Source organism: Mediterraneibacter massiliensis, from assembly GCF_001487105.1.
GTDB classification, from domain to species: domain Bacteria; phylum Bacillota; class Clostridia; order Lachnospirales; family Lachnospiraceae; genus Mediterraneibacter; species Mediterraneibacter massiliensis.
On sequence record NZ_LN913001.1, the window covers coordinates 268,676 to 294,573 of the forward strand.

General features: G+C 43.1%; 22 protein-coding genes. 18 read left to right on the top strand and 4 right to left on the bottom strand.

Features of this window, described 5'->3' with window-relative positions:
• Positions 1–11: 11 nt before the first annotated feature.
• Positions 12–1,367, top strand: a complete 1,356-nt coding sequence (locus tag BN3282_RS05505) for an MATE family efflux transporter (RefSeq protein ID WP_059067299.1) — start codon at positions 12–14, stop codon at positions 1,365–1,367.
• Between the two features lie 32 nt (positions 1,368–1,399).
• Here the strand turns inward: BN3282_RS05505 and BN3282_RS05510 are convergent, their stop codons facing one another.
• Entirely contained in the window at positions 1,400–2,665 is a 1,266-nt protein-coding gene (locus BN3282_RS05510; protein WP_059067301.1) for a nickel-dependent putative hexonate epimerase, read from the bottom strand.
• Between the two features lie 27 nt (positions 2,666–2,692).
• Positions 2,693–3,715, bottom strand: coding sequence for a zinc-binding alcohol dehydrogenase family protein (locus BN3282_RS05515; RefSeq protein WP_059067303.1), 1,023 nt, complete (start codon positions 3,713–3,715; stop codon positions 2,693–2,695).
• Between the two features lie 190 nt (positions 3,716–3,905).
• Here BN3282_RS05515 and BN3282_RS05520 point away from each other — a divergent pair, with 190 nt between their 5' ends.
• The 14 genes from BN3282_RS05520 to BN3282_RS15310 all read left to right on the top strand — a co-directional run bounded on the left by BN3282_RS05520 (position 3,906) and on the right by BN3282_RS15310 (position 19,131).
• Positions 3,906–4,595: a FadR/GntR family transcriptional regulator gene (locus BN3282_RS05520; RefSeq protein WP_059067305.1), complete on the top strand. Its 690-nt coding sequence runs from the start codon at positions 3,906–3,908 to the stop codon at positions 4,593–4,595.
• Positions 4,596–4,914: 319 nt separating this feature from the next.
• Positions 4,915–5,931, top strand: coding sequence for a sugar ABC transporter substrate-binding protein (locus tag BN3282_RS05525; protein WP_059067307.1), 1,017 nt, complete (start codon positions 4,915–4,917; stop codon positions 5,929–5,931).
• Positions 5,932–5,997: 66 nt separating this feature from the next.
• Entirely contained in the window at positions 5,998–7,011 is a 1,014-nt protein-coding gene (locus BN3282_RS05530) for an ABC transporter permease (RefSeq protein WP_059067309.1), read from the top strand.
• Positions 7,011–8,522, top strand: coding sequence for a sugar ABC transporter ATP-binding protein (locus tag BN3282_RS05535; RefSeq protein WP_059067311.1), 1,512 nt, complete (start codon positions 7,011–7,013; stop codon positions 8,520–8,522). The genes BN3282_RS05530 and BN3282_RS05535 overlap by 1 nt, the downstream gene beginning before the upstream one ends.
• A complete protein-coding gene (locus BN3282_RS05540; protein ID WP_059067313.1) occupies positions 8,515–9,525 on the top strand; it encodes an ABC transporter permease in 1,011 nt (336 codons plus the stop codon). The genes BN3282_RS05535 and BN3282_RS05540 overlap by 8 nt, the downstream gene beginning before the upstream one ends.
• Before the next feature lie 16 nt (positions 9,526–9,541).
• Positions 9,542–10,453, top strand: a complete 912-nt coding sequence (locus BN3282_RS05545; RefSeq protein WP_059067315.1) for an amidohydrolase family protein — start codon at positions 9,542–9,544, stop codon at positions 10,451–10,453.
• A complete protein-coding gene (locus tag BN3282_RS05550; RefSeq protein ID WP_059067317.1) occupies positions 10,453–11,607 on the top strand; it encodes an MFS transporter in 1,155 nt (384 codons plus the stop codon). Before BN3282_RS05545 ends, BN3282_RS05550 begins: the two co-directional genes overlap by 1 nt.
• A complete protein-coding gene (locus tag BN3282_RS05555) occupies positions 11,608–12,399 on the top strand; it encodes an MBL fold metallo-hydrolase (protein ID WP_059067319.1) in 792 nt (263 codons plus the stop codon). It abuts the gene before it with no gap.
• Between the two features lie 211 nt (positions 12,400–12,610).
• Positions 12,611–13,279 carry a GntR family transcriptional regulator gene (locus BN3282_RS05560; protein ID WP_059067321.1) on the top strand — a complete coding sequence of 223 codons (669 nt, stop codon included), beginning with the start codon at positions 12,611–12,613 and terminating at the stop codon, positions 13,277–13,279.
• 300 nt (positions 13,280–13,579) lie between these two features.
• Positions 13,580–14,863, top strand: a complete 1,284-nt coding sequence (locus BN3282_RS05565; protein ID WP_059067323.1) for a nickel pincer cofactor-dependent isomerase, group 22 — start codon at positions 13,580–13,582, stop codon at positions 14,861–14,863.
• Between the two features lie 37 nt (positions 14,864–14,900).
• The gene (locus BN3282_RS05570; RefSeq protein ID WP_059067325.1) at positions 14,901–15,959 is read left to right on the top strand and encodes a zinc-binding alcohol dehydrogenase family protein; all 1,059 of its coding nucleotides are present in this window, start codon (positions 14,901–14,903) and stop codon (positions 15,957–15,959) included.
• 21 nt (positions 15,960–15,980) lie between these two features.
• Positions 15,981–17,468 carry a tagaturonate reductase gene (locus tag BN3282_RS05575; RefSeq protein WP_059067327.1) on the top strand — a complete coding sequence of 496 codons (1,488 nt, stop codon included), beginning with the start codon at positions 15,981–15,983 and terminating at the stop codon, positions 17,466–17,468.
• Positions 17,469–17,811: 343 nt separating this feature from the next.
• The gene (locus BN3282_RS05580; RefSeq protein WP_147337200.1) at positions 17,812–18,135 is read left to right on the top strand and encodes a hypothetical protein; all 324 of its coding nucleotides are present in this window, start codon (positions 17,812–17,814) and stop codon (positions 18,133–18,135) included.
• A 771-nt stretch (positions 18,136–18,906) separates the two neighbouring features.
• The gene (locus BN3282_RS15310; RefSeq protein WP_242866606.1) at positions 18,907–19,131 is read left to right on the top strand and encodes a sigma factor; all 225 of its coding nucleotides are present in this window, start codon (positions 18,907–18,909) and stop codon (positions 19,129–19,131) included.
• A 582-nt stretch (positions 19,132–19,713) separates the two neighbouring features.
• Here BN3282_RS15310 and BN3282_RS05590 read toward each other — a convergent pair.
• The gene (locus BN3282_RS05590; protein WP_059067332.1) at positions 19,714–20,619 is read right to left on the bottom strand and encodes a fumarylacetoacetate hydrolase family protein; all 906 of its coding nucleotides are present in this window, start codon (positions 20,617–20,619) and stop codon (positions 19,714–19,716) included.
• A gap of 415 nt (positions 20,620–21,034) precedes the next feature.
• Positions 21,035–22,015 (bottom strand): LysM peptidoglycan-binding domain-containing protein, encoded by a 981-nt coding sequence (locus tag BN3282_RS05595; RefSeq protein ID WP_059067334.1) that lies wholly within the window; start codon positions 22,013–22,015, stop codon positions 21,035–21,037.
• Positions 22,016–22,178: 163 nt separating this feature from the next.
• Between BN3282_RS05595 and BN3282_RS05600 the strand changes: the two genes are divergently transcribed.
• The 3 genes from BN3282_RS05600 to BN3282_RS15640 all read left to right on the top strand — a co-directional run bounded on the left by BN3282_RS05600 (position 22,179) and on the right by BN3282_RS15640 (position 25,756).
• Entirely contained in the window at positions 22,179–22,874 is a 696-nt protein-coding gene (locus tag BN3282_RS05600) for a response regulator transcription factor (protein ID WP_059067336.1), read from the top strand.
• A gap of 18 nt (positions 22,875–22,892) precedes the next feature.
• Entirely contained in the window at positions 22,893–25,475 is a 2,583-nt protein-coding gene (locus BN3282_RS05605) for a sensor histidine kinase (RefSeq protein WP_059067338.1), read from the top strand.
• Between the two features lie 101 nt (positions 25,476–25,576).
• A complete protein-coding gene (locus tag BN3282_RS15640; protein WP_059067340.1) occupies positions 25,577–25,756 on the top strand; it encodes a hypothetical protein in 180 nt (59 codons plus the stop codon).
• The last annotated feature ends 142 nt before the right edge of the window (positions 25,757–25,898 follow it).

Here is a 25,898-nt window from a genome sequence, read left to right on the forward strand (position 1 = left end):
GTGAAAGATACATGAAAGTAAATTTAACAGAAGGTTCCGTGGCGAAAAAAATGCTGCTCTTTTCCCTGCCTTTAATGGCAGGGAATCTTTTACAGCAGTGCTATAATATTGCGGATACATTGATCGTCGGACGTTTCATAGGTGCAAATGCACTGGCGGCAGTAGGCTCTGCGTATACTCTCATGACATTTCTTACCTCGATCATTCTGGGATTATGTATGGGGAGCGGCGCGCTGTTTTCTATACGTTATGGGGAACGGGATGAGGAGACGCTGAAGAAAAGCATAGCGGTCTCCTTTCTTTTGATCGGAAGTCTGACGATCATACTAAATATTGCAGTCTTTTTAGGAATCGACGGAATACTTTGGTTTTTGCGGGTTCCGGAAGCTGTATATAAGATGATGAGAGAGTATCTGCTGATCATTTTTGCCGGGATCGGCGCCACTTTTTTATATAATTATTTTGCCTGTCTTTTGCGGGCAGCAGGGGAATCGTTTATCCCTCTTGTATTTCTTGCCGTCTGTGCTCTCTTGAATGTGATCCTGGATTTTGGGTTTGTGCTCGGTCTCCATGCAGGGGTGGGCGGCGCGGCATTTGCGACAGTGCTGTCCCAGTTTGTATCAGGGATTGGCATCACATTGTATACATGGTTTAGACGGAAAGAATTTCGGATAAAGAGAAAACATTTACAGATAAAGAAAAAACTAATCATAGAAATTTTTCAGTTTTCTTTTTTGACATCCGTACAGCAATCGGTGATGAATCTGGGAATTTTGATGGTACAGGGACTGGTGAACAGTTTCGGACCGGGGGTGATGGCAGCCTTTGCGGCGGCGGTGAAGATCGACTCTTTTGCGTACATGCCGGTACAAGATTTCGGCAATGCATTTTCTACCTTTGTGGCGCAAAATTATGGGGCAGGAAAACCGGAAAGGATCCGGGAAGGGTGCAGAAAGGCAGTATATCTTGTGTCAGGTTTTTGTATAGTGATCTCGGCGGCAGTCTGGCTGTTGGCAAAACCGCTGTTGTCTCTTTTTATTGAGGCGGACAGGACAAAGATCCTGGCGGTGGGAGTGCAGTATCTGCATATAGAAGGAGCTTTTTATATTGGGATAGGATATTTGTTCTTATTCTATGGATATTACAGAGCTGTGAGAAGACCGGGAATGTCGGTCGTACTGACGGTCATATCACTTGGTACACGGGTGGCGCTTGCCTATCTCTTGTCGTCTACGGCTTTAGGAGTGACCGGTATCTGGTGGTCTGTTCCAATCGGATGGGCACTGGCAGATATGGCAGGATGGCTGTATTATATAAAACTAAGAAAGACTTCTGCGCTGCAGAAGTCTCCGCCTGCGCAGAGTTGATACAGCAAGAAAAAACTGTGGAAAAGTGGAGGTTAATCCACTTTCCACAGTCCGAGAGCAGGCGTTTTCACAAAATAGATCTCTTCGCCGTCTTTTAGTGTGTTCCATCCTTCTTTCAACGTATGAGGGTCATAAGTTTTAATAGCCTGTTCATATTCCATCCAGTCATAGCCGACGTTGTGGATTTCTTCTTTACTCAAATTGTCAGATCTTGTGCAGTATGTAACATGAAAACGGCCGTCAGCAGAACCCTGGATCAGATGAGCCGCTGCCATGATACGATCCTGGAATATCCCTTTGTTAAACAGATCCAGTATATAGTCACGTCCCTTATATCCGTAAGTACGGATCATCTCATCCATTTCTTTGTTTTCTCCGAACGCTTTTACGCCCGGTGCCAGTACAATGAGCTCTCCTCCATCGGCCACTGCCATCCGGGTACGATAGATGCCTTTATTTCCCACCCAGGTCGTTTTTAATTCATAAGGATCCAGATAGGTGACGACTTTTTTGGCCGGTCGTCCGATATGGGTGATGTTTAACTTATCGGCCAGCGCACAGGCATGTTCAAAAGGCTTCCGGGAAGAACCGATGTACAGACCTTTTAAAGATACGTGTTCCTGCGGATCCAAAGTAGTGACTGTCTGGATATAGACGAGCGGAAGCTCTGTCAGAAAATGTTCCTGGGCATAGTCAAATACCTTCCTTGCAGGAGAGTCGGCAACACCCAATGCCTGCTCCATCCCGCAGATGGCGCTGAGCATGTGAGATTTGTTGATCATCTGGCGTCCGCCGATCCCGACGAAAATATTCTTACTGTAATTTGCCATACCGACTACTTCATGCGGAACGACTTGCCCTACGGACAGGATCAGATCATAGCCGCCATGGATCAATTTTTCGTTTACTTCCACTTCGATATCGGTAGAGTAAAGCCCGCCGGAGATTTCCTCTACCACAGATTTAGGTACTGTACCGATGGAAATCGTATCCGTCTGCCAGTGATGCACGAGAAAAGCAGAATCCGGGATGACCCCGTGAAACATCTTTTCCTTCTCCTGGGCATCCATCTCCATATGTGTGCCCAGCGCAGGCATGACCTGTACCTGTGCCTGCGGGGACAGTTTTTTATATAGGATCTGGGTGATCTCACCCGCATACGAGTAACAGCGGGTGAAATCCGGGGGGATGATGAGTACTTTTCGAACATCCGGATATTGTGCCAGAAGTTGTTCGATGGAATGCGTTGTTTCCGCAGGTGAAATACCATTTTCCTGTGTAACGTAGATTTCTTTCATGTGTTCCTCCCCTTAGGTTTATGCAGCTCAGTCTTCGAATTTCAATACGATTTTTAAGACATCTTGTGGATGTTCTTTGATCATAGTCAACGCATCCATGATATCTTTATAATTATATGCCTTTGTCATCAGATCTTCCGGATGGAGACTGCCGTCTTCGAATCCTTCGATGACTTCATCAAAGCAGTGATTGTTCAGACGAGAACCTACAATAGTTAATTCTTTCTTTGTAATCTCCGCCATACAGATATTCGACGGTTTATCCTTCAGTCCAATACATACGACACGTCCGGCAGGGCATGCTAACTGTACAGACTGCTCAAAAGAAGAGGGGATACATACTGTATCGACTACGACAGGAATGCCTTCCCCATCAGTAAACTGATCCAAGCGTTCTTCTAAGTCTTCTTCAGAAACAAGGACGATCTCATCAGCACCCATAGCCTTTGCTTTTTCCAAACGCTCTTTGACCAGATCTGTCATGATGACCTGTGCGCCGTTGCGTTTTGCAACCTGCATAGCGCAGATACCGATCGGACCGGATCCCATGATCAGGACTTTGTCGCCTTCTTTGATCTGTCCGCGATTATTGATTTCTACACCGATCGTAAAAGGCTCTACCAGACCAAGTAAAGATTCATCGAACTTTTTGTGGAAAAGATGTATGTTCTGTGCCGGCGCTTTTACATATTCTGCAAAACCTCCGTCTCTGTGTACACCCATGACTTCCAGATCCCGGCATACATTGTGTCTGCCGATACGGCAGGCATAGCAGTGTCCACAGCTGATGACAGGATCCACGGCGACCTGATCTCCTGGTTTGATATGTTCGACAGCAGAGCCTACAGACTCCACGATTCCGCCGAATTCATGCCCGATCAGACGTGGATATGTAGCCAACGAGTTGGTTCCATTCCATATGCCAATATCAGAACCGCATATACCTCCTGAAGTAATGCGTACGATGACATCATCTGGATTTTCAATCTCCGGTTTCGGTACATCTACAATCTCTACTTTAAATGGTTCAATAACTTTAATGGCTTTCATGGCATTTCCTCCTGTTAAATACAACAAATATATTTCATTGAACACAATATAACATACGACGTCATACGTGTCAATTGCAAAATGCAGGATACTGTGGTAGAATATCTGTACAATATAGCTGCCGGAAGAGACGTGTATATGGACGTTCAGCTGGTTGGATATGGAAATAGAATGAATCAGGAGTGGAAATATGGGTCTGGAAACAATACAAGGAACTGATAAGTCTTTGCCGGAACTGGTAGCAGGGCAGATCGCCGGTCTGATAGCAGACAATGAATACAAAAAGGGAGAGAAATTGCCGAATGAATTTCAGCTTGCCCAATCTTTGCATGTGGGAAGAGGAACGATCCGGGAGGCGATCAAGATCCTCGTATCCAGAAATGTTGTGGAGATACGACGTGGACTTGGCACTTTTGTCGCTGAGAAGCCGGGGCTTGTCTCCGACCCACTGGGATTGGAATTTATGAAGAATAAGAAGAAGCTGACAAAAGATCTTCTGGAAGTGCGGAGTATGATAGAACCGGAGATCGCGGCGCTGGCTGCAAAAAGAGCAACCGAGAGCGATATTGAAAAAATCCTGGCTGCATGTCAGGCGGTAGAAGTAAAGATCTGCAGCGGAGAATCTTTTGAGGAGGAAGATATGGACTTCCATAAGCTGATCGCCAAAAGCAGTAAGAATCAGGTTGTGCTGAATGTTCTGCCGGTGATCCATTCTGCAATAAAAGAACTGGTCGAAGTGACCAATGCGGGACTGACAGAACAGACAGTCCGAACACACCGGATGGTGGCAGATGCGATTGCCCAGAGAAATCCGCAGAAAGCGAGAGAGGCGATGCTGGCACATATGCTGTACAATAAAGAATATCTGGTGAAACATTAAATACAGACCGCAGGTTTTCTGAAAGAAATAAGAAGGAAAACCTGCGGTTTTTTAGTGAGAGCGTGCTGGCAGAAGCTTTCGTCTATAAAAACAGTAAAATAGTAACGAAAATCCGTATGCATAGTGCGAAATGGACAGAAAATCATAACAAAATGGACAGATGAAAAAGTGACTGATGGAAAAAGTGATAAAAAATCAAAAAAAACAACGGAGTATTATTGACAAAATATACAAAGAGTGCTATTGTATACAATAAGTAATACATATACGCATGCAAAGATGTATTATACAATGTCAGTAAAAAGAAAAGGAGAACGTTATGAAAAAGAAAATCGTGTCATTGTTTTTAGTGGGAGCTATGGTTGCAGCAACAGCCGTAGGATGTGGAAGTGTAAAGACAGATAATGAGGCAGGCGGAAGTTCCGATAAAGCTGAAAAGGCAGCAGGAAAAGATGCTTATGCTGATGATATCAAAATTGCATTTTTGCCAAACGTAATCGGTGATTCTTGTGCAGCTGCATGGGCAGAAGGTATGGAATCTTATCTGAACAACTTCTCAAATGTAACATTTGACGTATATGATGGAGAGGCATCTGTTGATACAGAAGTACAGATCATGGATGAATTGATCAATCAGAAGTATGATGCAATCATTCTGCAGGCAACGGATGCGGCAGGACTTGCTTCTTCTGTAGACAAAGCAGAAGCTGCCGGTATTCCGGTTATTACATGTAATTTGGATGCAGATACTACTCATGCAGGCTTGGTAGCAGGAGTTGATGTTGAAGCAGGTGAAAAGATTGCAGAAGCAATTGGCGAGAGTCTTGGCGGAGAAGGAAAAGTTGTCATTATTTCTGCTACACCGGGAGCAACAAAAGGTGAGAATATCGATAAAGGTTTTAAAGCAGTTATGGAAGAAACATATCCGAATATCGAAATTTTGGATGAACAGTCTGGTGAATGGCTGACAGAAAATGCCAACACAGTTATGACAGACTTCCTTACAAAATATTCTGAGATTGATGCAGTTCTCTGCCACAATGACGCTATGGCTGAAGGTGCAGCAGAAGCGGTAAAAGCAGCAGGAAGAGAAATGCAGGTATGGGGTGTTGACGGTGAATCTAAGATGTTAGAGTACATCGAGCAGGGACTCTGTACAGGAACAGTTTATACAAACGCACAGACACAGGGCGTTGCGTGTGCGCAGTTTGCTATGTATGCAATAGAAACAGGAAGTCTGGCAAGTACATTGAGCGAAACACCTGTAGTGAAGATGGCACCGGTTGTAGTAACAGCAGACAATGTAGCTGAAATCACAGAGGATATGCGTTGGTAATTCATTAGAGCAAAAGCAGTATAACAGCAGATTAGCAGTCGGCTGTAAGGTAGGAGGAATATACTTATGAGACAGGAAAATATGCGGCGTCTGATATCGGTCGCATCGTTGGTGATCATCATGCTTGTATTTGGGCTGACCAGCGATTCATTTTTCACGGCGGATAATATGCTGAACATTTTAAGAGAATGTGCGGTTACCGGTATTATCGCCATCGGCGTGACATTTGTTATCATTACAGCGGGGATCGATCTATCGACCGGCGCAGCCGTAGGCTTTGCAGGTATGCTTTGTGCTAATCTGCTGTATAATTATCAGTTGTCGGCAGGACTGATAATGGTAATTTCCATTTTAACAGGACTTGCATGTGGTGTGTTAAATGGTTTTATTGTAACGAAATTAAGAGTACCAGAATTTATTGCAACTTTATCTACACAGTATCTGTTCCGTTCGATGGTGTTTGTTTTTGCGATCCGGGAAGCCGGAGTCATCAGCAATAAGAAGATCGAAGACCCGGGCATCCTGATCATGGGAGGAAGCATCAACGGAATTTATCTTGTGACAATAGCCTTTGTGCTTTTGGCAGTGATCGGACAGATTATTTTAAAAAAGACAAAATTCGGTACATATGTGTATGCTACAGGCGCCAACAGAAAATCAGCTGAATTATCCGGTATCAATACGGATAAGGTCCGCTGGATGGTATTTATCCTTACCGGTTTTCTGTGTGGTGTAGCAGCAATCTTCCAGATCGGAAGAGTAGGAAGTGTGACGACAGACTTAGGAACGGGTTTGGAATTTGATATCATTGCAGCAGTAGTTATCGGCGGATGCGCATTTGCGGGAGGTCGAGGAGATGTGTTCGGCTCTGCGGTAGGCGCTATTTTCATGGCAGTATTGCAGAATGGTATATTGAAGTATAACCTTCCGACAGCTGCCCAACTGGTAGTAAAGGGAGTTGTTATCGTTATTATGATTATCTTTGATGCGGTATATAATGATATCATGCAGAAACGTATCCAGAGGAAAGCAAGAGAAGACGATACAGAATCAGCAAAAATGGCAGGAGGTGAAGCGTAATGTCAGCATTATTAGAAATGAAAGATATTGAGAAAAGCTTCAATGAATCTCCTGTATTGAAGAAAGTGGATTTTTCTGTGGAAGCAGGTGAAGTACATGCGCTCATGGGAGAAAATGGAGCCGGTAAATCTACTCTGATCAAGATCCTGACAGGGATATATCCAAAGGACGGAGGGCAGATCTACTGGAACGGACAGCCGGTGGAGATCAATAACAGAAACGACGCTTCTAAATTAGGGATTGGCGTTATCTATCAGGAACTGAGTCTGATCCCGACATTGACAGTCATGCAGAATGTGATGCTCGGCAAAGAAGAAAGCAAGGCCGGATTTGTCAGTGCCAGAAAGATGCGAAAAAGAGTTTCCGAATTGATCAATAAATATGGTTTTGGAATCAAACCGGATGCAATCGTAGAAACATTGACGATCGCACAGAGACAGACCATCGAGATACTGAAAGCCTTAAGTGAAGAATCCAAACTGATCATCATGGATGAACCTACGGCTTCTCTGAGTACAAAAGAATCGGACGCTTTGTTCGGGATCATCGAGCAGCTGCGTAAAGACGGAGTAAGCGTCATTTATATCTCGCACCGTCTGGAAGAAGTATATCGTCTGTCCGACAGGCTTACTGTTCTGCGGGACGGCGCAAGAGTTGCAACACTTACAAAAGAACAGATCATTCCGGCGGAAGTAGTCCGTCTTATGATCGGAAAAGAATTGAGTGAGGCAACAGCCTCAAATAATCTGACAACGTCAGATAAACCGGTCAGATTGAAAGTAGATAATCTGACGAAAAAAGGAATCTTTAAAAACATCAGTTTTGATATACATGAAGGCGAGATCGTCGGATTTGCCGGACTGGTCGGAGCCGGAAGAACCGAAGTGATGCGCTGTATCTATGGAGCAGATCCGTGCGACAGCGGTACGGTGGAATTTGAAGGCAAACCCTTAGCAAGAAAAATCACAGACAGTATCAAAAACGGTTTCGGCTTTGTGCCGGAAGACAGAAGAAATCAAGGGTTTACACCGCTTTTGTCTATTGAGCGGAATGTAGCCCTGACGAATTATGATACATTGGCAGCCAGCGGATTTGTAAAGAGCGGAAAAGAAAAAGAACTGGGAAAAGAGATGGTAGATCGATTGAATATCAAGCCGAATAATCCGCTGATCCCAGTGGGGAATCTTTCCGGAGGAAACCAGCAGAAGGCAGTTCTTGCAAAATGGCTGAGCCGTGATCTGAAGCTGCTGATCATCGACGAGCCTACGGCAGGTATCGATATCGGCGCAAAAGAAGAAATCTACAAGATTTTGGAAGAATTGGCTGCACATGGTACATCTGTTATCATGGTATCCTCTGATCTGCAGGAACTTCTGCGGGTATCACAGAGAATCATTGTCATGAGAAAAGGTGAGATATTTACAGAATTCTCAAGCGGCAAGATCACACAGGAAGACATTCTGATGGCAGAGTCAGGAATTCTCACGAAGGAGGCAGGAAAAGATGAATAAGGATAAGGCAAAAAAACTGTTTGGGAAATCCCAGAGATTGTGGATTCTCGTAGCTATCATGCTGGTTCTTACGATCCTTCAGCCGGGTGTGTTCTTGACGGGAGCAAATATGAAAAGTATCCTGTTGTCGATTTCTGTCTACGGAATCATGGTCTGTGGAACGATCTTCCCGATCCTGCTGGGGGGGATCGACTTATCGGTCGGCGCAGTTGCAGCAGCGGCAGGAGCTCTTGCCGTTACGCAGATCGTAAAACATGAGTATTCCACAACTGGGGTTATTATTGGTGTGGCAGGCGGACTGCTTCTTGGATGTGCTGTCGGGCTGGTTCATGGGCTGATCGTTACACAGTTTGGTGTACCGGCATTTTTGATCACGCTGGCATCCCAGAATATTGTATATGGTATAGCCCAGCTTTTGACTGGAAACAATGTTATCCCTTGTATGAAACCGGCATCCTTTGCATTTCTTGGAGGAGGCAGATTGTTAGGGATTCCGTTCTCTGTTTATATTATGGCACTCATGGCAGTTCTGTCATACATTATATTAAATAAGACGGTGTTTGGACGAAATGTGTATGCAGTAGGAGGCAATCCGGAAGCGTGCCGGCTCTCCGGTGTAAGGAGTCGTCTGGTAACGATCGCTGCTTATGTAGCGTCCGGCTTCACGGCAGCTCTTGCTGGAATCGTGTTGGCAAGTATGAACCGTCAGGCAATCGCAAAGGCAGCACAGGGATATGATAACTTCGTACTGACAGCTTTAGTTGTCGGCGGAGCGTCTCTGATGGGCGGTGAAGGTTCTGTCCTGGCAGCTATATGGGGAGCGTTCCTGGTAGGCGTTGTACAAAATGGTCTGCGTCTGATGGGCGTGGCATCTGACTACCATGGCATTTTCAAATGTATTGTTATCATAGCGGCGGTTGCTTTGGATGCCCATGTAAGATACAAGAAGAGTGGTCTGCAAAAAGGCGGCTTGCTCAAGAAAAAAGCAAAAGCAGCAGAATAAAAAGTGAGGTGGGATTATGAAGATCATAGATGCACACGTGCATGTATTTGAAAATCTGCAGGGGTTCCGAGGAGAAGGCGAGCTGACTGCGATCGGGAACGGCAAAGGCAGATGGGCAAATGGAGATATCATAGAGATGATCCCGGAAGGTCTGGGAGATAAAGGATTTACCTATGAAACATGCCATAGAGTCCTAAAAGAAAACGGAGTAGAAAAGGCTGTGCTCCTGCAGGGAAGCTTCTATGGATTTGCCAATGAGTATGTGGCAGAAGCAATGCGTGCATATCCGGATATGTTTGTAGGAGCAGGTACATTCGACCCTATGGCAAGATATGCGGATCAGATTTATGACAGGCTGACTCAGGAACTTCAGTTTCCAATCATAAAATTTGAGACAAGTACCGGCGGCGGATTCATGTCCTACCATCATACATTTGATATTGCCGAGGTATTTATGCCCACGGCAAAAAAATGCGAAAAAAATGCACAAGTGCTTGTCCTGGATATAGGAAGTCCGGGAATGAGCAGTTTCCAGCCGGAAGGCGTAAGGAAGATCGCATTGGAGTGTCCGGGACTGAAAGTAGTTGTCTGCCATCTGCTGGCGCCTACGCTCGCAGATAAGGACACGGATTATCTGAAGGAAAGCATGGAAACACTGGCTCTTCCGAATATCTATTTTGATCTGGCTGCGGTGCCGTTTAATGTACAGCCGGAAACATATCCTTTCCCGACAGGACTTGCGTTTATTAAATCTGCGAAGGATATCGTAGGAGTGGATAAATTGATGTGGGGAACGGACGTGCCATCCGTATTGATCCAGAATTCTTATCAGAAGTTGACAGAGTACATTACAGAGGGTAATATCTTTACAGAGGATGAACTGGAAAAAGTTTACTATAAAAATGCGTTAGAGGTGTATCCCTTTTGATGAAAGATAAAAAGGTACAGATGAAGTTGATTTTATTCTTGGTATGTGTATTCTGGTTTGGGCAATATGTGTATATTCCCTACCAGACGACATATCTGTCTGAAATCGGTGTTTCTGCTCATATGATCGGAGTGATCGTCGGAGCATACGGATTGGTACAGATATTTTTCCGTATTCCCGTAGGGCTGATGGCTGATATGGGCGGCGGGCATAAGAAGATTATTATGCTGGGTATATGCTGCGTAGGAATAGCATCCTTGATAAGGGTGCTATTTCCAAATGCGGCGGGATTTCTGGCAGCCAATCTGTTTTCGGGTCTGGGGGCTTCTGCCTGGATCTCTTATATGGTTTTTTACATGGAGTTTTATGATGAGGAGAGCATCCAGACAGCGACCGGGAAAGTGATCGCGGCAAATAATACAGGGGTATTGATCGGATTTGTGATCAGTTCTATGCTGTATGCGCATGTAGGAATGCGATGGATCTGCATATTCAGCATGGCAGCCGGGATGGTCGGGACGCTTTTAAGTATGGGGATCTATGAAAAGAAAAATACCGGAATCAAGGCGCAGAAAGCAGAATTGTTACAGCTGTTTGTCAATCGCAGACTTTTGTTTTTCTCCTGTCTGGCTCTTTTGCAGCAAGGGGTTCAGATGGCTACCTGCATGTCTTTTACAACACAGGCAGTCAAGAAATTAGGAGCGGCAGGTTGGCAGGTAGGTGCGGCTTCTATTATTTATATCGTATTTGCGGTTTCTTTTTCTTATCTGTCCGGGAAAAAACTTTTTATACGGATCGGACATGCGAAGATGGTACCGGTTGGTTTATTTATACAGGCTCTGTACTGTATACTTGTTCCGAATATGCGCAGTATTTATGGAATTTATTTTTGTCAGATTCTGGCGGCATTTGCAATGGGATTTTTATTTACATCGCTGACGAGTGAAAGCATGAAAGGAATTCCGAGGCAATATTATTCTACTGCCATGGGTATTTTTCAGGCTGTCTATGCCATAGGGATGACCGGTTTTCCGGTGATCGTGGGCAGTATAGAAACGGGCTGGACAGAGCGGGCGGCTTTTTATTTCATGGCAGTGTGCCTGTTGGCAGGTCTGATTATGGCGCTTATTTTTTACAGAAGGGAGAAGGGATAAATGCATTTTGTGGATAAAGTTAAAATATGCGCACCGGCGGAAGGGCAAGTGGGTATTTTTTGGTTAGGGCAAGCAGGGTTTTTGCTGAAAAATAGTAAAAATGAAATCTTGGCAGTAGATCCCTATCTGTCGGATGCGGTAGAACGGATCTGCGGTTTAAAGCGGCTGATGATGCCTGTGTTAGAGCCGGAGGAATTGAATCCGGATGTGTTGGTGATCAGCCATCATGATGAGGATCATCTGGATATGGACATTATACCGGAGCTGATGCAGAGAAATATAGATACAAAGCTGCTGGCGCCTAAGACGGCGTATGATATGTGCTGTAAGGCGGGGATCGCACAAGATCAGTTAGTGCGATTTGATGAGGGGACACGATACATATGTGGCGGCTTTGAGATAGAGGCCGTGTTTGCAGATCATGGAGATCATGCGCCGGATGCGGTGGGAATGCTCATTCGTACAGAAGGACAGGTGTTTTATTTTTCCGGTGATACTTCCTATCAGTGTGAACGGATGAAATATGCTGCTTTGCAGGATATAGATGTACTGATCGTGCCAATCAATGGTGAATATGGGAATATGAATGCGCTGGAGGCGGTGGAACTGGTGAATCTGGTAAAGCCGAAACTGACGATCCCCAGTCATTTTTGGACATTTATCCGGCATGGAAGCGAACCGTATATGTTTGACAGAGAGATGCGTTTGGAGGCAAAAGACAGTCCGTTCTATTTTATGTGCCAGGGGGAAGGTATACTCTGGAGCAAAGATGCAGGAGTCAAGAAGATGTAACAGCATCTTTTGGCGATCGGCCAAACAGTGCAGAGGCATAGCGAACAGAAAGCAAAAAAGTAAGGCTGTATCATTTGCGGATAATATGGTATAATAATAAGTAAGGCATTTTGTGTGCGGACGAATACGTATCGGATGTGCTCCCGTCCGGACTTGTGTTTTGATGGGATGATGGATGTTGAAGAAATAAAGGAGTATAGGCGGTAAAGAGATGAAGAAAGAGTCCTTGAAGCAGCAGGCATATAATATAATTAAAAATAAGATCATAACGTGCAAGTATCCTCCCAATTTTCTTTTAAATGAAGAAAAGCTGAAAGAGGAGATTGGGGCAAGCAGAACCCCGATCCGGGATGCTCTTAGCAGGTTAGAGCAGGAAGATCTGGTGAGGATCTTGCCTAAAAAGGGAATCATGGTGTCCTCGCTTTCTATCCGAGAGATTAATTCGCTGTATGAAGCGCGCATGCTGATAGAGCCGTATGCAATCGCGCATTATGCAATTGATATTGCTAAGGAACGGTTCCAATATTATGAGAAGCGGATCCGAGAAATGGGAAAAAAGACACGTCAAGGAGAAGAAGTGCAGGATGATATATACGATCTTGACGACCAAATGCATCTGGAGATGATCAATGCGACAGAAAATGAGTATTTTAAAGCACTGTATGAACGGATCAGTTATCAGAACCAGCGGCTGCGGATCTTGTCTGGAGTGAAAAGCAAAGAGCGTCTTGAGGAGACACAAAGAGAGCATATTAAAATTATAGAAGCGTGTCTGGAAGAAAGATGGACGGATGCGGCAGATGCGATGAGGGAACATTTGGTTTGCTCGAAAAGGGCATCCTTTGCGACCATGATAGAAAGCGGCGATATGCTGCTGTAGATATAGGAGAGAAGGCATTGATTCATGTATGTGGATCAATGCCTTCTCTCCTATATAGGGTGTCTGCGTTGTTTGAAACTATACATATTTGGCATATATAGGGAGATTTTTGGCTTTTTTATATTCAAATATACCTAAAAATCATGGCTGCAGATAGATTTTGCATTCATAAAGTCTATAAAAAAGAAGGATAAAAATATAAAAAATTAATTATTTTCTATAAAGTAATTGCAAAAAAACTTAAAAGGTACTATAATGTATACAACACATAATGCAATAGAGAGTACAATAGGAGGAAACATGAGAGAACGACAATTTGTGGCGGATTTAGTGAGTGACCAAAAGCTGCCGAAAATGTTCAAAGTAAGGCAGAAGTTTTTACGTAACAGTATAGATGTGAAAGAAATTCCGAACATTATTAAAGAGCTTCTTTCGGATGAAAAATTTTCGTCACAGATACGTCCGGGAATGCACATCGCGATCACGGCAGGGAGCAGAGGTGTTGCCAATGTGGATCTGACGACAAAATGTATTGTGGATTTTGTGAAGGAGAAAGGTGCGGAACCTTTTATTGTACCTGCCATGGGAAGCCACGGAGGAGCTACGGCAAAAGGACAGAAAGCGATATTAGAAGGATATGGAATCACAGAAGAAGACATGGGGTGTCCGATTCGTTCCTCTATGGAAGTAAAGAAAATCGGTCTGACAGAAGATGGCAGGGAGGTATTTATTGACAAATATGCGGCCGAGTCAGATGGCATTATCTTGGGATGCAGGATCAAACCGCATACCGCATTCCGGGGACCTTATGAAAGCGGCATTATGAAGATGATGGCAATCGGATTGGGAAAACAGCATGGTGCAGAAGTTTGTCATGAAGCCGGCTTTAAAAATATGGCGAAAAATGTTCCGTTATTTGGAAAAGCAATCATAAAAAATGCGCCCATCTTATTTGCTGTTCCGACTATTGAAAATGCCTATGACGAGACGTGCAAGATTGTTGCAGTAAATGCAGATGAAATTGAAGAAAAAGAGCCGGATCTGTTAAAAGAGGCGGCTGCCAATATGCCTCGAATTCTTGTAGATAGCTGCGATGTGCTCGTAGTGGATCAGATTGGCAAAAACTTTAGCGGGGATGGTATGGATCCTAATATAACCGGGACATTTTGTACTCCGTATGCTACCGGCGGCATACAAGCACAGCGCGTATGTGTTTTGGACTTAAGTCCGGAGACACATGGGAATGGGATTGGATTAGGGTATTCCAGTGCGACTACGAAAAGAGTGTTTGATAAACTAGATTTGGCATCTATGTATCCAAATGCAATTACCTGTACAGTATTAGGCGGAGTCAGGATTCCGATCATCATGGAAAGCGACAGAGAGGCAATACAAGTATGTGTAAGAACCTGCAATGAAATAGATAAGGCATCTCCACGCATTGTAAGGATCCCTAATAGTCTGCATATTGAGCATATCATGCTGTCAGAATCTTATTATGAAGAAGCTGTAAAAAATGAAAATATAGAAATCGAATCACAGCCAGAGTATCTGCCTTTTGATGAGGATGGCAACCTCTGGTAATAAATAAGAAGCATAAAAGGTCAGGAGGAAAACCAAAATGAAAGCAATCAGAATCAACGCACCAGGAGAAGTAGAAATTTGCGAGGTGGAAAAGCCGGTCAGAAAACCGGGAGAGGTTTTGCTGAAATTATTATACGGAGGAATCTGTGGAAGTGATCTGGGCTCTTACAGAGGAACTTTTGCATACTTTGATTACCCGCGTATACCGGGACACGAATTCAGCGCAGAGATCGTTGAAATTGATGACAATGACAGAGGGTTGAAGCCGGGGATGATCGTAACCTGCAATCCATATTTTAACTGTACAACATGCTATAGCTGCAAACGAGGAATCGTCAATGCATGTATGAACAATGAGACAATGGGATGTCAGAGAGACGGCGCTTTTCAGGAATACATCACAATGCCGATCGAACGTGTCTATGATGGAAAAGGTCTTTCCCCAAAAGTATTAGCGGCGATCGAGCCATTCTGTATCAGTTATCACGGCGTGCAGAGAGCAGGTATCAACAAAGGGGATAAGGTACTGGTTGTCGGTTCCGGAACAATAGGTGTGTTGGCAGCAGTTGCAGCCAAAGCATTAGGCGGTGAGGTATATATCAGCGACGTACAGGCGCCGAAACTGGCATATGTGCAGGAACAGTTTGGTTTCGCCGGGACGATTTTAAATGATTCTCCTGAACATTTTACCGAGGCAGTGTCTGAGATCACAGGTACATATGAAGTGAATGGAAACGTACAGCCGAACGGTTTTGACGTATGTATCGAAGCCGTAGGTCTGCCTTCTACTTTCCAGAATACGGTAGATGCGGCGGCATTTGGCGGAAAAGTTGTACTGATCGGCGTAGGCAAGAAGAATCTGGACTTTAACTTTACACTCTTACAGAAAAAAGAACTGAATGTTTTTGGCAGCAGAAACGCCTTGAAGAAAGATTTTATCGAACTGATCGATCTAGTAAAAGAAGGAAAGGCAGATCTGGAAAAAGTGATCACCAATGTATATCCTTTTGAGGAGGCGGCAAAAGCGTTTGCAGATTTCGATAAGAGCGGCGGCGATATGCTGAAAGTTGTCATTGATTTTACAAATATAAAATAAATAAAAAGAGGAGTTGTGAAAATGGAAAAATTAAATTATCAAGTATTGGAAAAATCCGGTTACCAGGGGTATATACAAAAAGAGGCGCCGGAGAAAGTACTGCAGTTTGGAGAAGGAAACTTTTTAAGAGCATTTGTGGATTATTTCTTTGACTGCGCAAATGAAAAGACAGACTGGAAAGGAAAAGGTGTACTTGTACAGCCTATCCCCCAGGGACTGACAGATCTGATCAATGAGCAGGAAGGATTGTATACTTTATATCTGCGCGGAAGCGAAAAGGGACAGAAGGTAGACCAGAAACGTGTGATCTCCTTTGTAAACAGATGCATCAATCCATATGAAGACTTTGACGCTGTCATCAAAGCGGCATGCAGTGATGAGATGGAGTATATCGTATCGAATACAACAGAGGCAGGGATCGTATACGATCCGGAGAGCACATTTGAGCAGTGTCCTCCGAACAGCTTCCCGGCTAAATTGACGAAGCTCTTGTATGAAAGATTTAAAGCAGGCAAGAAAGGTCTTGTGATCCTGAGCTGTGAATTGATCGATAATAATGGAAAAGAATTGGAAAAATGCGTGCTGCGTCATATTGATGACTGGAAGCTGGGCAATGCGTTTAAGAAGTGGATCGAGGAAGAGAATATTTTCTGTTCTACGTTAGTTGACCGTATCGTACCGGGCAGAATCAAAGACGCAGAAGAAGTTAAGAAAATGGAAGAAGAAAATGGGTATGCAGACGTACTGACAGATGTCGGAGAATGCTTTGGCGTATGGATCATTGAAGGACCGGCAGAATTAGAAGACCGCCTTCCATTTAAAAAGGCCGGATTAAATGTCCATGTTGTTCCGGATGTAACTCCATACAAGAAAAGAAAAGTACGTATTTTGAATGGCGCGCATACAGGATTTGTGCTGGGCGCTTATCTTGCCGGCCAGGATATCGTAAGAGACTGTATGCATAATGAAACTATCAAAGGCTTCATGAATAAAATGCTGTATGATGAGATCATCCCGACACTGCCGTTAGATAAAAAAGATTTGATGGAATTTGCTTCCGCTGTGGAAGATCGTTTCAACAATCCTTTTGTAGATCATGAATTGATGAGCATATCCTTAAACTCTACTTCTAAGTGGAGAGCAAGAAATATGCCTTCCTTTACAGAATATATCAAAGAGAAAAAGAGCCTTCCGGTATGCCTGACTATGAGTCTGGCAGCGTATATCGCATTTTACAGCAATGACATCCAGGAGAGAACAGAGGATGGGCTGATCTGTAAACGTCCAAAGGGCAACACATATAAAGTACAGGATGACGCCTGGGCTTTGGACTTCTACTATGAACACAGAGCAGACAGCGCTGAAGACCTGGTACATGCGGTGCTCACCAATGAAAAAATGTGGGGAGAAGACTTAAGTAAGATCGAAGGTCTGGAGGCAAAAGTGACAGAGAATCTCATGAAGATCCGTGAAGAGGGCGCAGAAGCAGCATACGCTTCTTGCCTGTAAGAGGAAAAAAAGAAAAGCTGATCAACGACAAAAAAGTAACCGTGATCCTTTGCTGTGGTAGAACACCACACTGGGGACGGTTACTTTTTTATTGATTTATATATGCAATCAGAGAGGTTGGATCTGCGCTGCTGTATACTAAGATGAAAAGGCTTTGCATATAGTTTTATTTTGCAAAAAATTTTAAAAAGATTTTGCCTAAAAGAGGGAATAAGCGATTGACGATTAATGTAGAGAGGATACGGAAACAACTTATAGTGGAAGATGAGTAGAGATATACAATTTTATTGTTTTGTGATATTCTGTTTGTAAAAATAGTGTCAAAAGGGGGCGGATGAAGGGTATGGACAAACCGCTTATTTTAACAAAAGAGAATGCGCATAATGAAGTGGCTGAGATGACGGCATATCATCTTCAGGACTTGCGTATACTTGAAAAAATGCCGGCCTTATGTAAATTAAATTTGGTAGGTGGAGAAGTATCTGATTTGTACCCATTAAAAAAATGCCCCAAACTGTATGCATTAAATCTCGAACTGACAAAAGTGGATAACTTTTCTTCCTTACAGGAAATAAAGAGCATCCAATATTTAAAAGTTGCAGGTATACATAATCAAATGATACCTACGATTTCAAAGATGACCGGTTTGAAACACTTGCAGGATTAAAACTAAAACATTTTAGCGTGACAAGCAGCTCCTTTTTCTTACATAGGGAAGCAAATGTTGGTTTTATAGTTATCTAAAGGAATGAGATACTATTGAACTAATTTATATTGTGTTATAAGGTGTTGAAAAGCCTGAAAATACGGGGTTTTTAAATTCAATCGAAATGTAAAGTGTTATATATTTTTATGAGGATTTGCTCCGAATTTGACCGAAAGCAGTTTGGAATGTTTATACATTTACAAAGTTACATGTTTACAATGTGCTTAATGGGTGGTATATTATAGATATAAATAAGGCACTACTGATAGTTGGTTAGTCCAAATTTGATAAAGTTACAAAAAAGTAACCGTATTCCTTTGGTCGGGGGCGGTTACTTTTTTGATTGATTTATATATGCTATCAGAATCGTTACAACGATACTCAGTATCATTAGTACGATGGATAGGAGTTCAAAATCGCTCATAAGTCAAGCCCTCCTTTCCAAGATTTCCTGTAAGCAGGATTTCTATGTAATCAGAGGGTTCAGTCCCTCTGTTGAAGGACTAACCGCCTACCATTCTCATGTAGTGCCCTGTCTCATTTTAGCAAAATTTTTCTTTTATAACAATATTTCTTTTCAAATAATCCATTAAAAATTCTAAAGTATAGCGAAGTGATAGTGGGAACGATACTGTAGAAAATTTGACTTTTTGAATAAGTTTCAAGTTATTGTTTTCAGGTGTAAGATTTTGAGAAAAATCTATACTATATAAATGAGAGGAGGTTGATAGATTGGTAGAAGATAGTAAAATTATTGATTTGTTTTTTATACGAAAGCAGGCACTTATAGAATTATCAGAAAAATATGGAATGGCGTGTGAGCGTATCGCAAGAAATATTTTAAAAAATCATCGTGATGTAGAGGAGCGTGTAAATGATACATACCTTGCTGTATGGAACACGATACCGCCCCAAAGCTCAAAGTCCTTACGGGCGTATATTTTCCGTATTATCTGAAACATATCTGCTGCGAAGTATCATGAAAATACGTGTATTAAGCGAAATAGTTACTATGATGTAGCATTGCAGGAATTGGAGGATTGTCTTATAGCCCCAACGACTGTTGAACAGGAAATAGAAGTAAATGAATTATCAAACTTAATCAACGATTTTCTTGAAACATTAGATAAAGAAAGTAGAATAATGTTTGTTCGTCGTTATTGATATTCTGATAGTATTTCAGATATTGCGGAACGGTTTCAAATAAGTAATAACTATAGTTTAAAGAATAAAATCAACAGATATTCCTTTAGAAAAATTTGACCCGAATTTGACCAAAAGGCAGTCAGGGCAGATGTGGAAACAGCGAAAACCCGTTAACCTTTCGGCTAACGGGTTTTCGTTGGTTTTATAGTTATCTAAAGGAATGAGAGTAAAGTGCGGCACCTTTTATAGTGCCTATACTTTATGAGGGGGGAGATAGTTGCTTTATCAACTATCTGACTTTAGTATAAAGCAAAATTATGTCAAAACTATGAGTAAAGTATAAAAGAAAACGAAAAAATATAAAATCGTTCTTAAGAATAGATGAATAAATTTTTAATCTACGATATTACACAATTTTCCGATCTTTTCGATCTCACAGATTACCTCATCTCCCTTGTTTAAAAATTTAGGCGGCGTATATCCCATGCCGGCGCCTGCGGGAGTTCCGGTTGCGATAATGGTTCCAGCCAGCAGAGTCATGCCGGAAGAAAGCTCTGCTATGATCTCGTCAATAGGGTGGATCAGGCGATCTGTACAGCTTTGCTGACGGGGTTCACCGTTGATACGAGAGGAAATATGCAGGATAGGCGGAAACGAGATTTCATCTGCCGTTACGATACAGGGCCCCATAGGCGCAAAGCCGTCCAGAGATTTTCCGAAGTACCATTGTTTATGGTCTACTTGCAGATCACGGGCGGAAACATCATTGAGGACAGTATAACCATAGATATACTGTGACGCAGTGGCGGGGGTGATATCATGCGGCTTTACATTTTTGCAGTCCTTTCCGATAATGACGCCAAGCTCTGCCTCATAATCCAGGCTGTCTGTAAGGTCAGCATGAAGCGGGATACTATCTTTAGGACCGCTTGCAGTATGCGCACGTTTGCTGAAATATACTGCCTTTTCCTGTTTTACGATAAAGGCGTCTTTATGGAAGCGGGCGGATTCAACAGCATGCTCTGCATAATTGATTCTCAGGCATAAAATATCCTGTGCAGGATGGGGAATCGGCGCCATAAGATGCAGCGTATCCAGCTTCAGAGCAGACTGTGGGTTTGCTTTTTCAATGTTTATCAGGTTTAGCAACTGATCCAGAGGGACATGGCGGATCAGTTCGTTCATATCCGTATAAGGAAGACCGAAGCTTTCCAAGGACCAGAGCAAGTCCGGGAATTCTTTAAAGCCAATACCAATCTGAGGGGTTTGATCTGTGGAGCGGTAGGTATATAATTTCATAAAATTTGCCTCCAAAAAATAATTTTGTATAGAGCAGAAGGCGGCTGCCTTCCTGTATACATACAGATAATGCTGCAACTATTTTATCAAAGTAGTTTAAGCAAGACAAGAAGTTATTCTAAAAATTTGCCGAAACAGCGAAACCCCGTCAACCTTTCGACTGACGGGGCTCGTTGTTTTTATAGTTATCTAAAGGAATGAGAGTAAAGTGCGACACCTTGGGAACTCCCAAGATGTCTTTACTTTATGAGGGGGGAGATAGTTGTTTATCAACTATCTGATTCTTAGTATATAGAACAAATGTGTCCAAAGTATGTTTAAATCCTAAAAGAAATAGAAAAATTATTAGAGAATTCTAAAATCCGGCAGGCACATTCCGAAATACAGATGCAGGAAATACAGCGGATCGATCTGTTTACGATATTTGTAAGACTTGCCCTGCATAGATCAGATCCGGATCGGCAATTCCGTTTAAGGAGGCGATGGCGCCGACTGTCGTGCCAAATCGTTGTGCAATGCCGCTTAGGGTATCGCCGGACTGTACCGTGTAAGTCTGCGAAGTGGAGGCAGTATTTTCTGGAATCTTGATCGTCTGTCCGGCGTAGATCAGATCTGGATCAGAAATGCCATTTAAGGAGGCGAGTGTCTGGTAGGTCGTGCCGAACCTTTGCGCAATGCCGCTTAAAGTATCCCCGGGCTGTACCACATACGTGACGTAATCAGAGGAGGGCGGCACAGGTGTGGGAGCGGGAGATGGCGAGCTTCCGTTCAGATGATTGAGCCCTGCCTCTTTTATGACGGAGGCATAGTCGATGAAACCGGTATCTAAGTCGACATTTCCGCTGATCCCCGGGATGTTTCCATGATTGCTGTACTGCCAGATACCGCAGTCAGTGCCGTCAAATCGGTCCGTATAATAGGCATACCAGAGAGCGTATCTTTGGGAAAGGTCAGCGGGGAGATAGGTGTTTAAGAAATTTTTATTGCTGTAATACATAGCATAGTAACCATTTGCCTCTATATGGTTACAGAAACTTTTTACCATATTTGTGGCAAGAGAAGGGGTTATTGTTACACCCTGCCCGGCAGCATAGTCGATAGATGCCTGTTCGATATCATAGCACACGGGATAATCCAGACGGTAAGAGGCAATCGTGCGCAGACATCCGTTGGCTTCTTCGATAGCAGTTTCTGGATTTATGGCATAACAAAACCAGTATACGCCGATGGGAAGTCCTATACGGTTACATGCAGATGCATTTCTGTGAAACTGTGCGTCTACGGTATTAAAACCATACCCGGCACGCAGCATGGCAAACTGATAGCCGGCCGCCTTTACCTGTTCCCAGTCGATCACTCCTTGGAATTCACTTACATCCAGTCCTTTTATATTCATAATGACTCCTTTATACAAAATAAAATTTGTCATATTAGTATATGGAAAGAAAGAGCAGAATGTGAAGAGAGCAGCGGGCAATCTTAAGAAATTCCTAACATTTTTGGTCAACAGGACTTAAAAAATATGCAATATCATGTATACTGTAAGGGAGGTGATGAAGATGTATACGATTTTAGTATGTGATGATGACAAGGAAATCGTGGAAGCTATTGAAATATATTTGACTCAGGAAGGGTATCACATCCTGAAAGCATATGATGGAATGGAAGCGCTTAGTATATTGGAGAAAGAAGAAGTTAATCTTCTTATTTTAGATGTCATGATGCCCAGGCTTGATGGGATCCGGGCGACTTTGAAGATCCGGGAAAATAATAGTATCCCGATCATCATTCTTTCCGCCAAATCAGAAGATGCGGATAAGATACTGGGCTTAAATATAGGAGCAGACGATTATGTGACGAAGCCGTTTAATCCATTAGAATTGGTGGCGCGGGTAAAGTCACAGCTGCGGCGGTATAATCAGCTTGGAGGAAACAGTAAAAAAGACGAGGATAAAGTATATGAAGTGGGCGGTCTGCGGATCAATGACGATCTGAAGGAGGTCACCGTAGATGGGGAGCCGGTGAAGCTGACCCCGATAGAGTACAATATTTTATTATTATTGACGAAAAATCAGGGCAGAGTTTTTTCTATTAATCAGATCTATGAATCTATCTGGAATGAGGAAGCGATCGGAGCGGATAATACGGTTGCGGTGCATATACGGCATATCAGGGAAAAGATAGAGATCAATCCCAAAGAACCTAGGTATTTGAAAGTAGTATGGGGAATTGGATATAAAATAGAGAAACTGTAGCCCTTGGAAAGGAGTAGTATGAATAAATGGTATAGAAAATCGGTCACGAAAGCCATATTGCTTGTTTTGGCCATTTTGGCGGCTGCTTCTACAGTGATAAGCGGGGTGGTGGTCCTTTCGTTTTCAGGAAACATATTCCGGCAGAATTTCTGGGAATCTATGGAACTTCCCTATGAAGAGTCAGAAGACTTTCATTTGGCAGTAGAAAATGCGGTCTATACGATACTTGAACAGTATTGCTGGGAAGAGAATCTACAGACAGATGGAGTATATGATGAAAATAAGCTGGTGGATATTATAGAATATGGAGAAACGAGTAAAGTTTCTGGAAAGAATATATCCGGTCTGGCATACCGACTGGCTGATCTGTATAACTGGGGACTACTTCTGAATGACGGGCAGTATATGCGCACGGATACAGGTGTGATCGTATGTGAGAAACCGGATGGAACGTATTACTACTATTATCAGGAAGAATTTTTCAACATGTTGGAGGACGGTACGCTTAAAATCCAAATGTCGGAAGAATCTAAGGAGTCTTTCTTGTATGATCTGCAGCAGGGGTTCTATACTGCACCGGGACATTATGATGTAAGCATAATAAATAAAGCGGGAGAAACAGTCTATACGGACTGTTGGAATTTTGGAAGTTCCATGGTGGAAGAATATGCGCCGGAGGGAGCAAATACGCTTCTGGAAGTTGTCAATAAAACGCCTGCTTTAAACGGAAAATTGGACTTTATATATGGAAGTCTGGAAAGCGCAGCGTATAGTTTGAGCAGTGCTGTCGATCTATATCAAAAAGGTGTGAATGCGTATGGAGAAGGAAATACGAATTTTACCTATATATATGCGGATCAGGATACAAAAACTGTATTTACCAATAAGGCGGAATACAAGGAGTTTGACAAAATAGAAGAGAATATCAGCCGGATGATCTCTGATGAAAAGGATAAATATATTATCATCTATCCTAAATTGAAAGATTTTAAGACAAATATGGATATTGCCGCCGGTACATACTATGACATGGTCAAGTATTATGTGGATGGTACAATAGGAGAAAATGTAATCTTAGCCGTAAGTATAGATACCGGTTTTCCGATCCAGGACGGCTTCTATACGGCGAAAGAAACGTATGACGCAAATCTTCCCTATTTGCGCAGCAGTGCAGTCACAGGTATGGCAAGTCTGTTCGTATTTATAGTTACGCTGATCTGGATGACGTTGATCACCGGCAGGAGACCGGAAGATGATGAGATCCATCTGAATGGATTCGACAGATGGAAAACAGAGATTGCGGCAGCTCTCGTTATTGGAATCTGGTTGGCCTTTACGATTATGGTGGGGACAGAGTGGTCAGGGCTTACCCAGGTATACAATGTTTCGTATCTGCACGATGCAATACAGTATGTATATTTTAACGGACTTTCCACGGCGTATTTGAGCATAACCGATATGATCGTGATGGGAGTATACGGTATTTTTACGGCACTTTGTTTTTTCGCAGGATATCTCAGTCTTGTAAGAAGGATAAAGGCGGGAACTGTCTGGAAAAACAGCCTGCTGTACGCAGTCAGCGGTTTTGCGGCAGCGACTTGGAAAAAGCGCGCGGTTACGTTTCAGGGCATCGCCTCTCTTATTGTTCTTGCCTTTCTCCATGGCATGTGCCTTGTGACAGGCTGGCATATTGTATTTGTGATACCGGCCATACTGGCAGATCTGGGCGTTGTTTATATAGTAGTGAGCAATGCGATCGCTAAAGACCGAATCAAAAAAGGCATTGAGCAGATTGCTTCAGGCGATTTGGATTATCAGATAGAGCTAAAAGGATTACGAGGAAAGAATCTGGAGATCGCGGAGAAAGTCAACAATATTGGAAGCGGTCTGAACCGCGCGGTAGAGGAAAACATGAAGAGCGAGCGGCTAAAGACAGATCTGATCACAAATGTTTCCCATGATATTAAAACACCGCTTACCTCGATCATCAATTATGTGGATCTTCTAAAAAGAGAAAATCTGCAAGATGAAAAGGTGCAAGGGTATCTTGCGATCCTCGAGGCAAAAGCACAGCGTTTGAAGATATTGACAGAGGATGTCGTAGAGGCGTCAAAAGTAAGCAGCGGAAATATAAAATTAGAGTTTATGAATGTCGATCTTGTAGAGATGATCCAGCAGACGGAAGGGGAATTTGAGGAGAAATTTGCCGCTCGGAATCTGTCCGTCATAACAAGCCTGCCGGATCAGCCGGCAGTCATACGTGTGGATGGCAGACGACTCTGGAGAGTTCTGGAGAATATATATGGAAATGCGGCAAAATATGCGATGCCGGGGACAAGAGTCTATGCGGATCTGGGAGTAGGGGAGGAGACCGTGCTGTTTTCCCTGAAGAATATCTCAGAGCAGCAGCTCAATATCTCTGCTGACGAATTAACGGAACGTTTTATCCGGGGCGATTTGTCTAGAAGTACGGAAGGCAGCGGTTTAGGACTGTCGATCGCCCAGAGCCTGATGAAGATGTTGGGAGGGACTATGCAGTTGTATCTGGACGGAGATCTATTCAAGGTAGAACTGGAATTTCCGAGAGTGAAGGAAAAGTAAAATATAGATTGTATTAAAGAGGAGAAGGCTCCGGCCGGCATTTGGTAACAAACGCCGCCGGAGCTTATTTTCTTATTGGATAATCCATAAGGTTGACTTCAATGGAGAGACAGTATAAAGAAAGATTACCAGGACTTGACAAAAGAAAGTTTTCTGTGTTACGATTTTTGTTACCATATGAAGAAAAGGCAATGATGAAGAGAGTACGTTTTTTGGAATTTTACAGAGAGTCCTGTATGATGAGAAGGGATGAAGGAAGAAAAGCGGAAGATGGCTTTTGAGCAGCGAATGTGAGCCAAGGCAGATCGTATATTATAGAAGAAGTCTTGATATCCTGGCAAGCATGCGATGGGACCGCCCATTACAGCGGTAAGTGCTTTTGCACTTGTGGAGGCTTTTGCCGTGAGGCGGAAGCGAATAAGA

What these genes read in the sequence shown, in the direction of transcription:
- BN3282_RS05505 (WP_059067299.1), top strand. Translation starts at nt 12, where the DNA reads ATGAAAGTAAATTTAACAGAAGGTTCCGTGGCGAAAAAAATGCTGCTC.
- BN3282_RS05510 (WP_059067301.1), bottom strand. Translation starts at nt 2,665, where the DNA reads ATGAAAGAAATCTACGTTACACAGGAAAATGGTATTTCACCTGCGGAA.
- BN3282_RS05515 (WP_059067303.1), bottom strand. Translation starts at nt 3,715, where the DNA reads ATGAAAGCCATTAAAGTTATTGAACCATTTAAAGTAGAGATTGTAGAT.
- BN3282_RS05520 (WP_059067305.1), top strand. Translation starts at nt 3,906, where the DNA reads ATGGGTCTGGAAACAATACAAGGAACTGATAAGTCTTTGCCGGAACTG.
- BN3282_RS05525 (WP_059067307.1), top strand. Translation starts at nt 4,915, where the DNA reads ATGAAAAAGAAAATCGTGTCATTGTTTTTAGTGGGAGCTATGGTTGCA.
- BN3282_RS05530 (WP_059067309.1), top strand. Translation starts at nt 5,998, where the DNA reads ATGAGACAGGAAAATATGCGGCGTCTGATATCGGTCGCATCGTTGGTG.
- BN3282_RS05535 (WP_059067311.1), top strand. Translation starts at nt 7,011, where the DNA reads ATGTCAGCATTATTAGAAATGAAAGATATTGAGAAAAGCTTCAATGAA.
- BN3282_RS05540 (WP_059067313.1), top strand. Translation starts at nt 8,515, where the DNA reads ATGAATAAGGATAAGGCAAAAAAACTGTTTGGGAAATCCCAGAGATTG.
- BN3282_RS05545 (WP_059067315.1), top strand. Translation starts at nt 9,542, where the DNA reads ATGAAGATCATAGATGCACACGTGCATGTATTTGAAAATCTGCAGGGG.
- BN3282_RS05550 (WP_059067317.1), top strand. Translation starts at nt 10,453, where the DNA reads ATGAAAGATAAAAAGGTACAGATGAAGTTGATTTTATTCTTGGTATGT.
- BN3282_RS05555 (WP_059067319.1), top strand. Translation starts at nt 11,608, where the DNA reads ATGCATTTTGTGGATAAAGTTAAAATATGCGCACCGGCGGAAGGGCAA.
- BN3282_RS05560 (WP_059067321.1), top strand. Translation starts at nt 12,611, where the DNA reads ATGAAGAAAGAGTCCTTGAAGCAGCAGGCATATAATATAATTAAAAAT.
- BN3282_RS05565 (WP_059067323.1), top strand. Translation starts at nt 13,580, where the DNA reads ATGAGAGAACGACAATTTGTGGCGGATTTAGTGAGTGACCAAAAGCTG.
- BN3282_RS05570 (WP_059067325.1), top strand. Translation starts at nt 14,901, where the DNA reads ATGAAAGCAATCAGAATCAACGCACCAGGAGAAGTAGAAATTTGCGAG.
- BN3282_RS05575 (WP_059067327.1), top strand. Translation starts at nt 15,981, where the DNA reads ATGGAAAAATTAAATTATCAAGTATTGGAAAAATCCGGTTACCAGGGG.
- BN3282_RS05580 (WP_147337200.1), top strand. Translation starts at nt 17,812, where the DNA reads ATGGACAAACCGCTTATTTTAACAAAAGAGAATGCGCATAATGAAGTG.
- BN3282_RS05590 (WP_059067332.1), bottom strand. Translation starts at nt 20,619, where the DNA reads ATGAAATTATATACCTACCGCTCCACAGATCAAACCCCTCAGATTGGT.
- BN3282_RS05595 (WP_059067334.1), bottom strand. Translation starts at nt 22,015, where the DNA reads ATGAATATAAAAGGACTGGATGTAAGTGAATTCCAAGGAGTGATCGAC.
- BN3282_RS05600 (WP_059067336.1), top strand. Translation starts at nt 22,179, where the DNA reads ATGTATACGATTTTAGTATGTGATGATGACAAGGAAATCGTGGAAGCT.
- BN3282_RS05605 (WP_059067338.1), top strand. Translation starts at nt 22,893, where the DNA reads ATGAATAAATGGTATAGAAAATCGGTCACGAAAGCCATATTGCTTGTT.
- BN3282_RS15640 (WP_059067340.1), top strand. Translation starts at nt 25,577, where the DNA reads ATGGAGAGACAGTATAAAGAAAGATTACCAGGACTTGACAAAAGAAAG.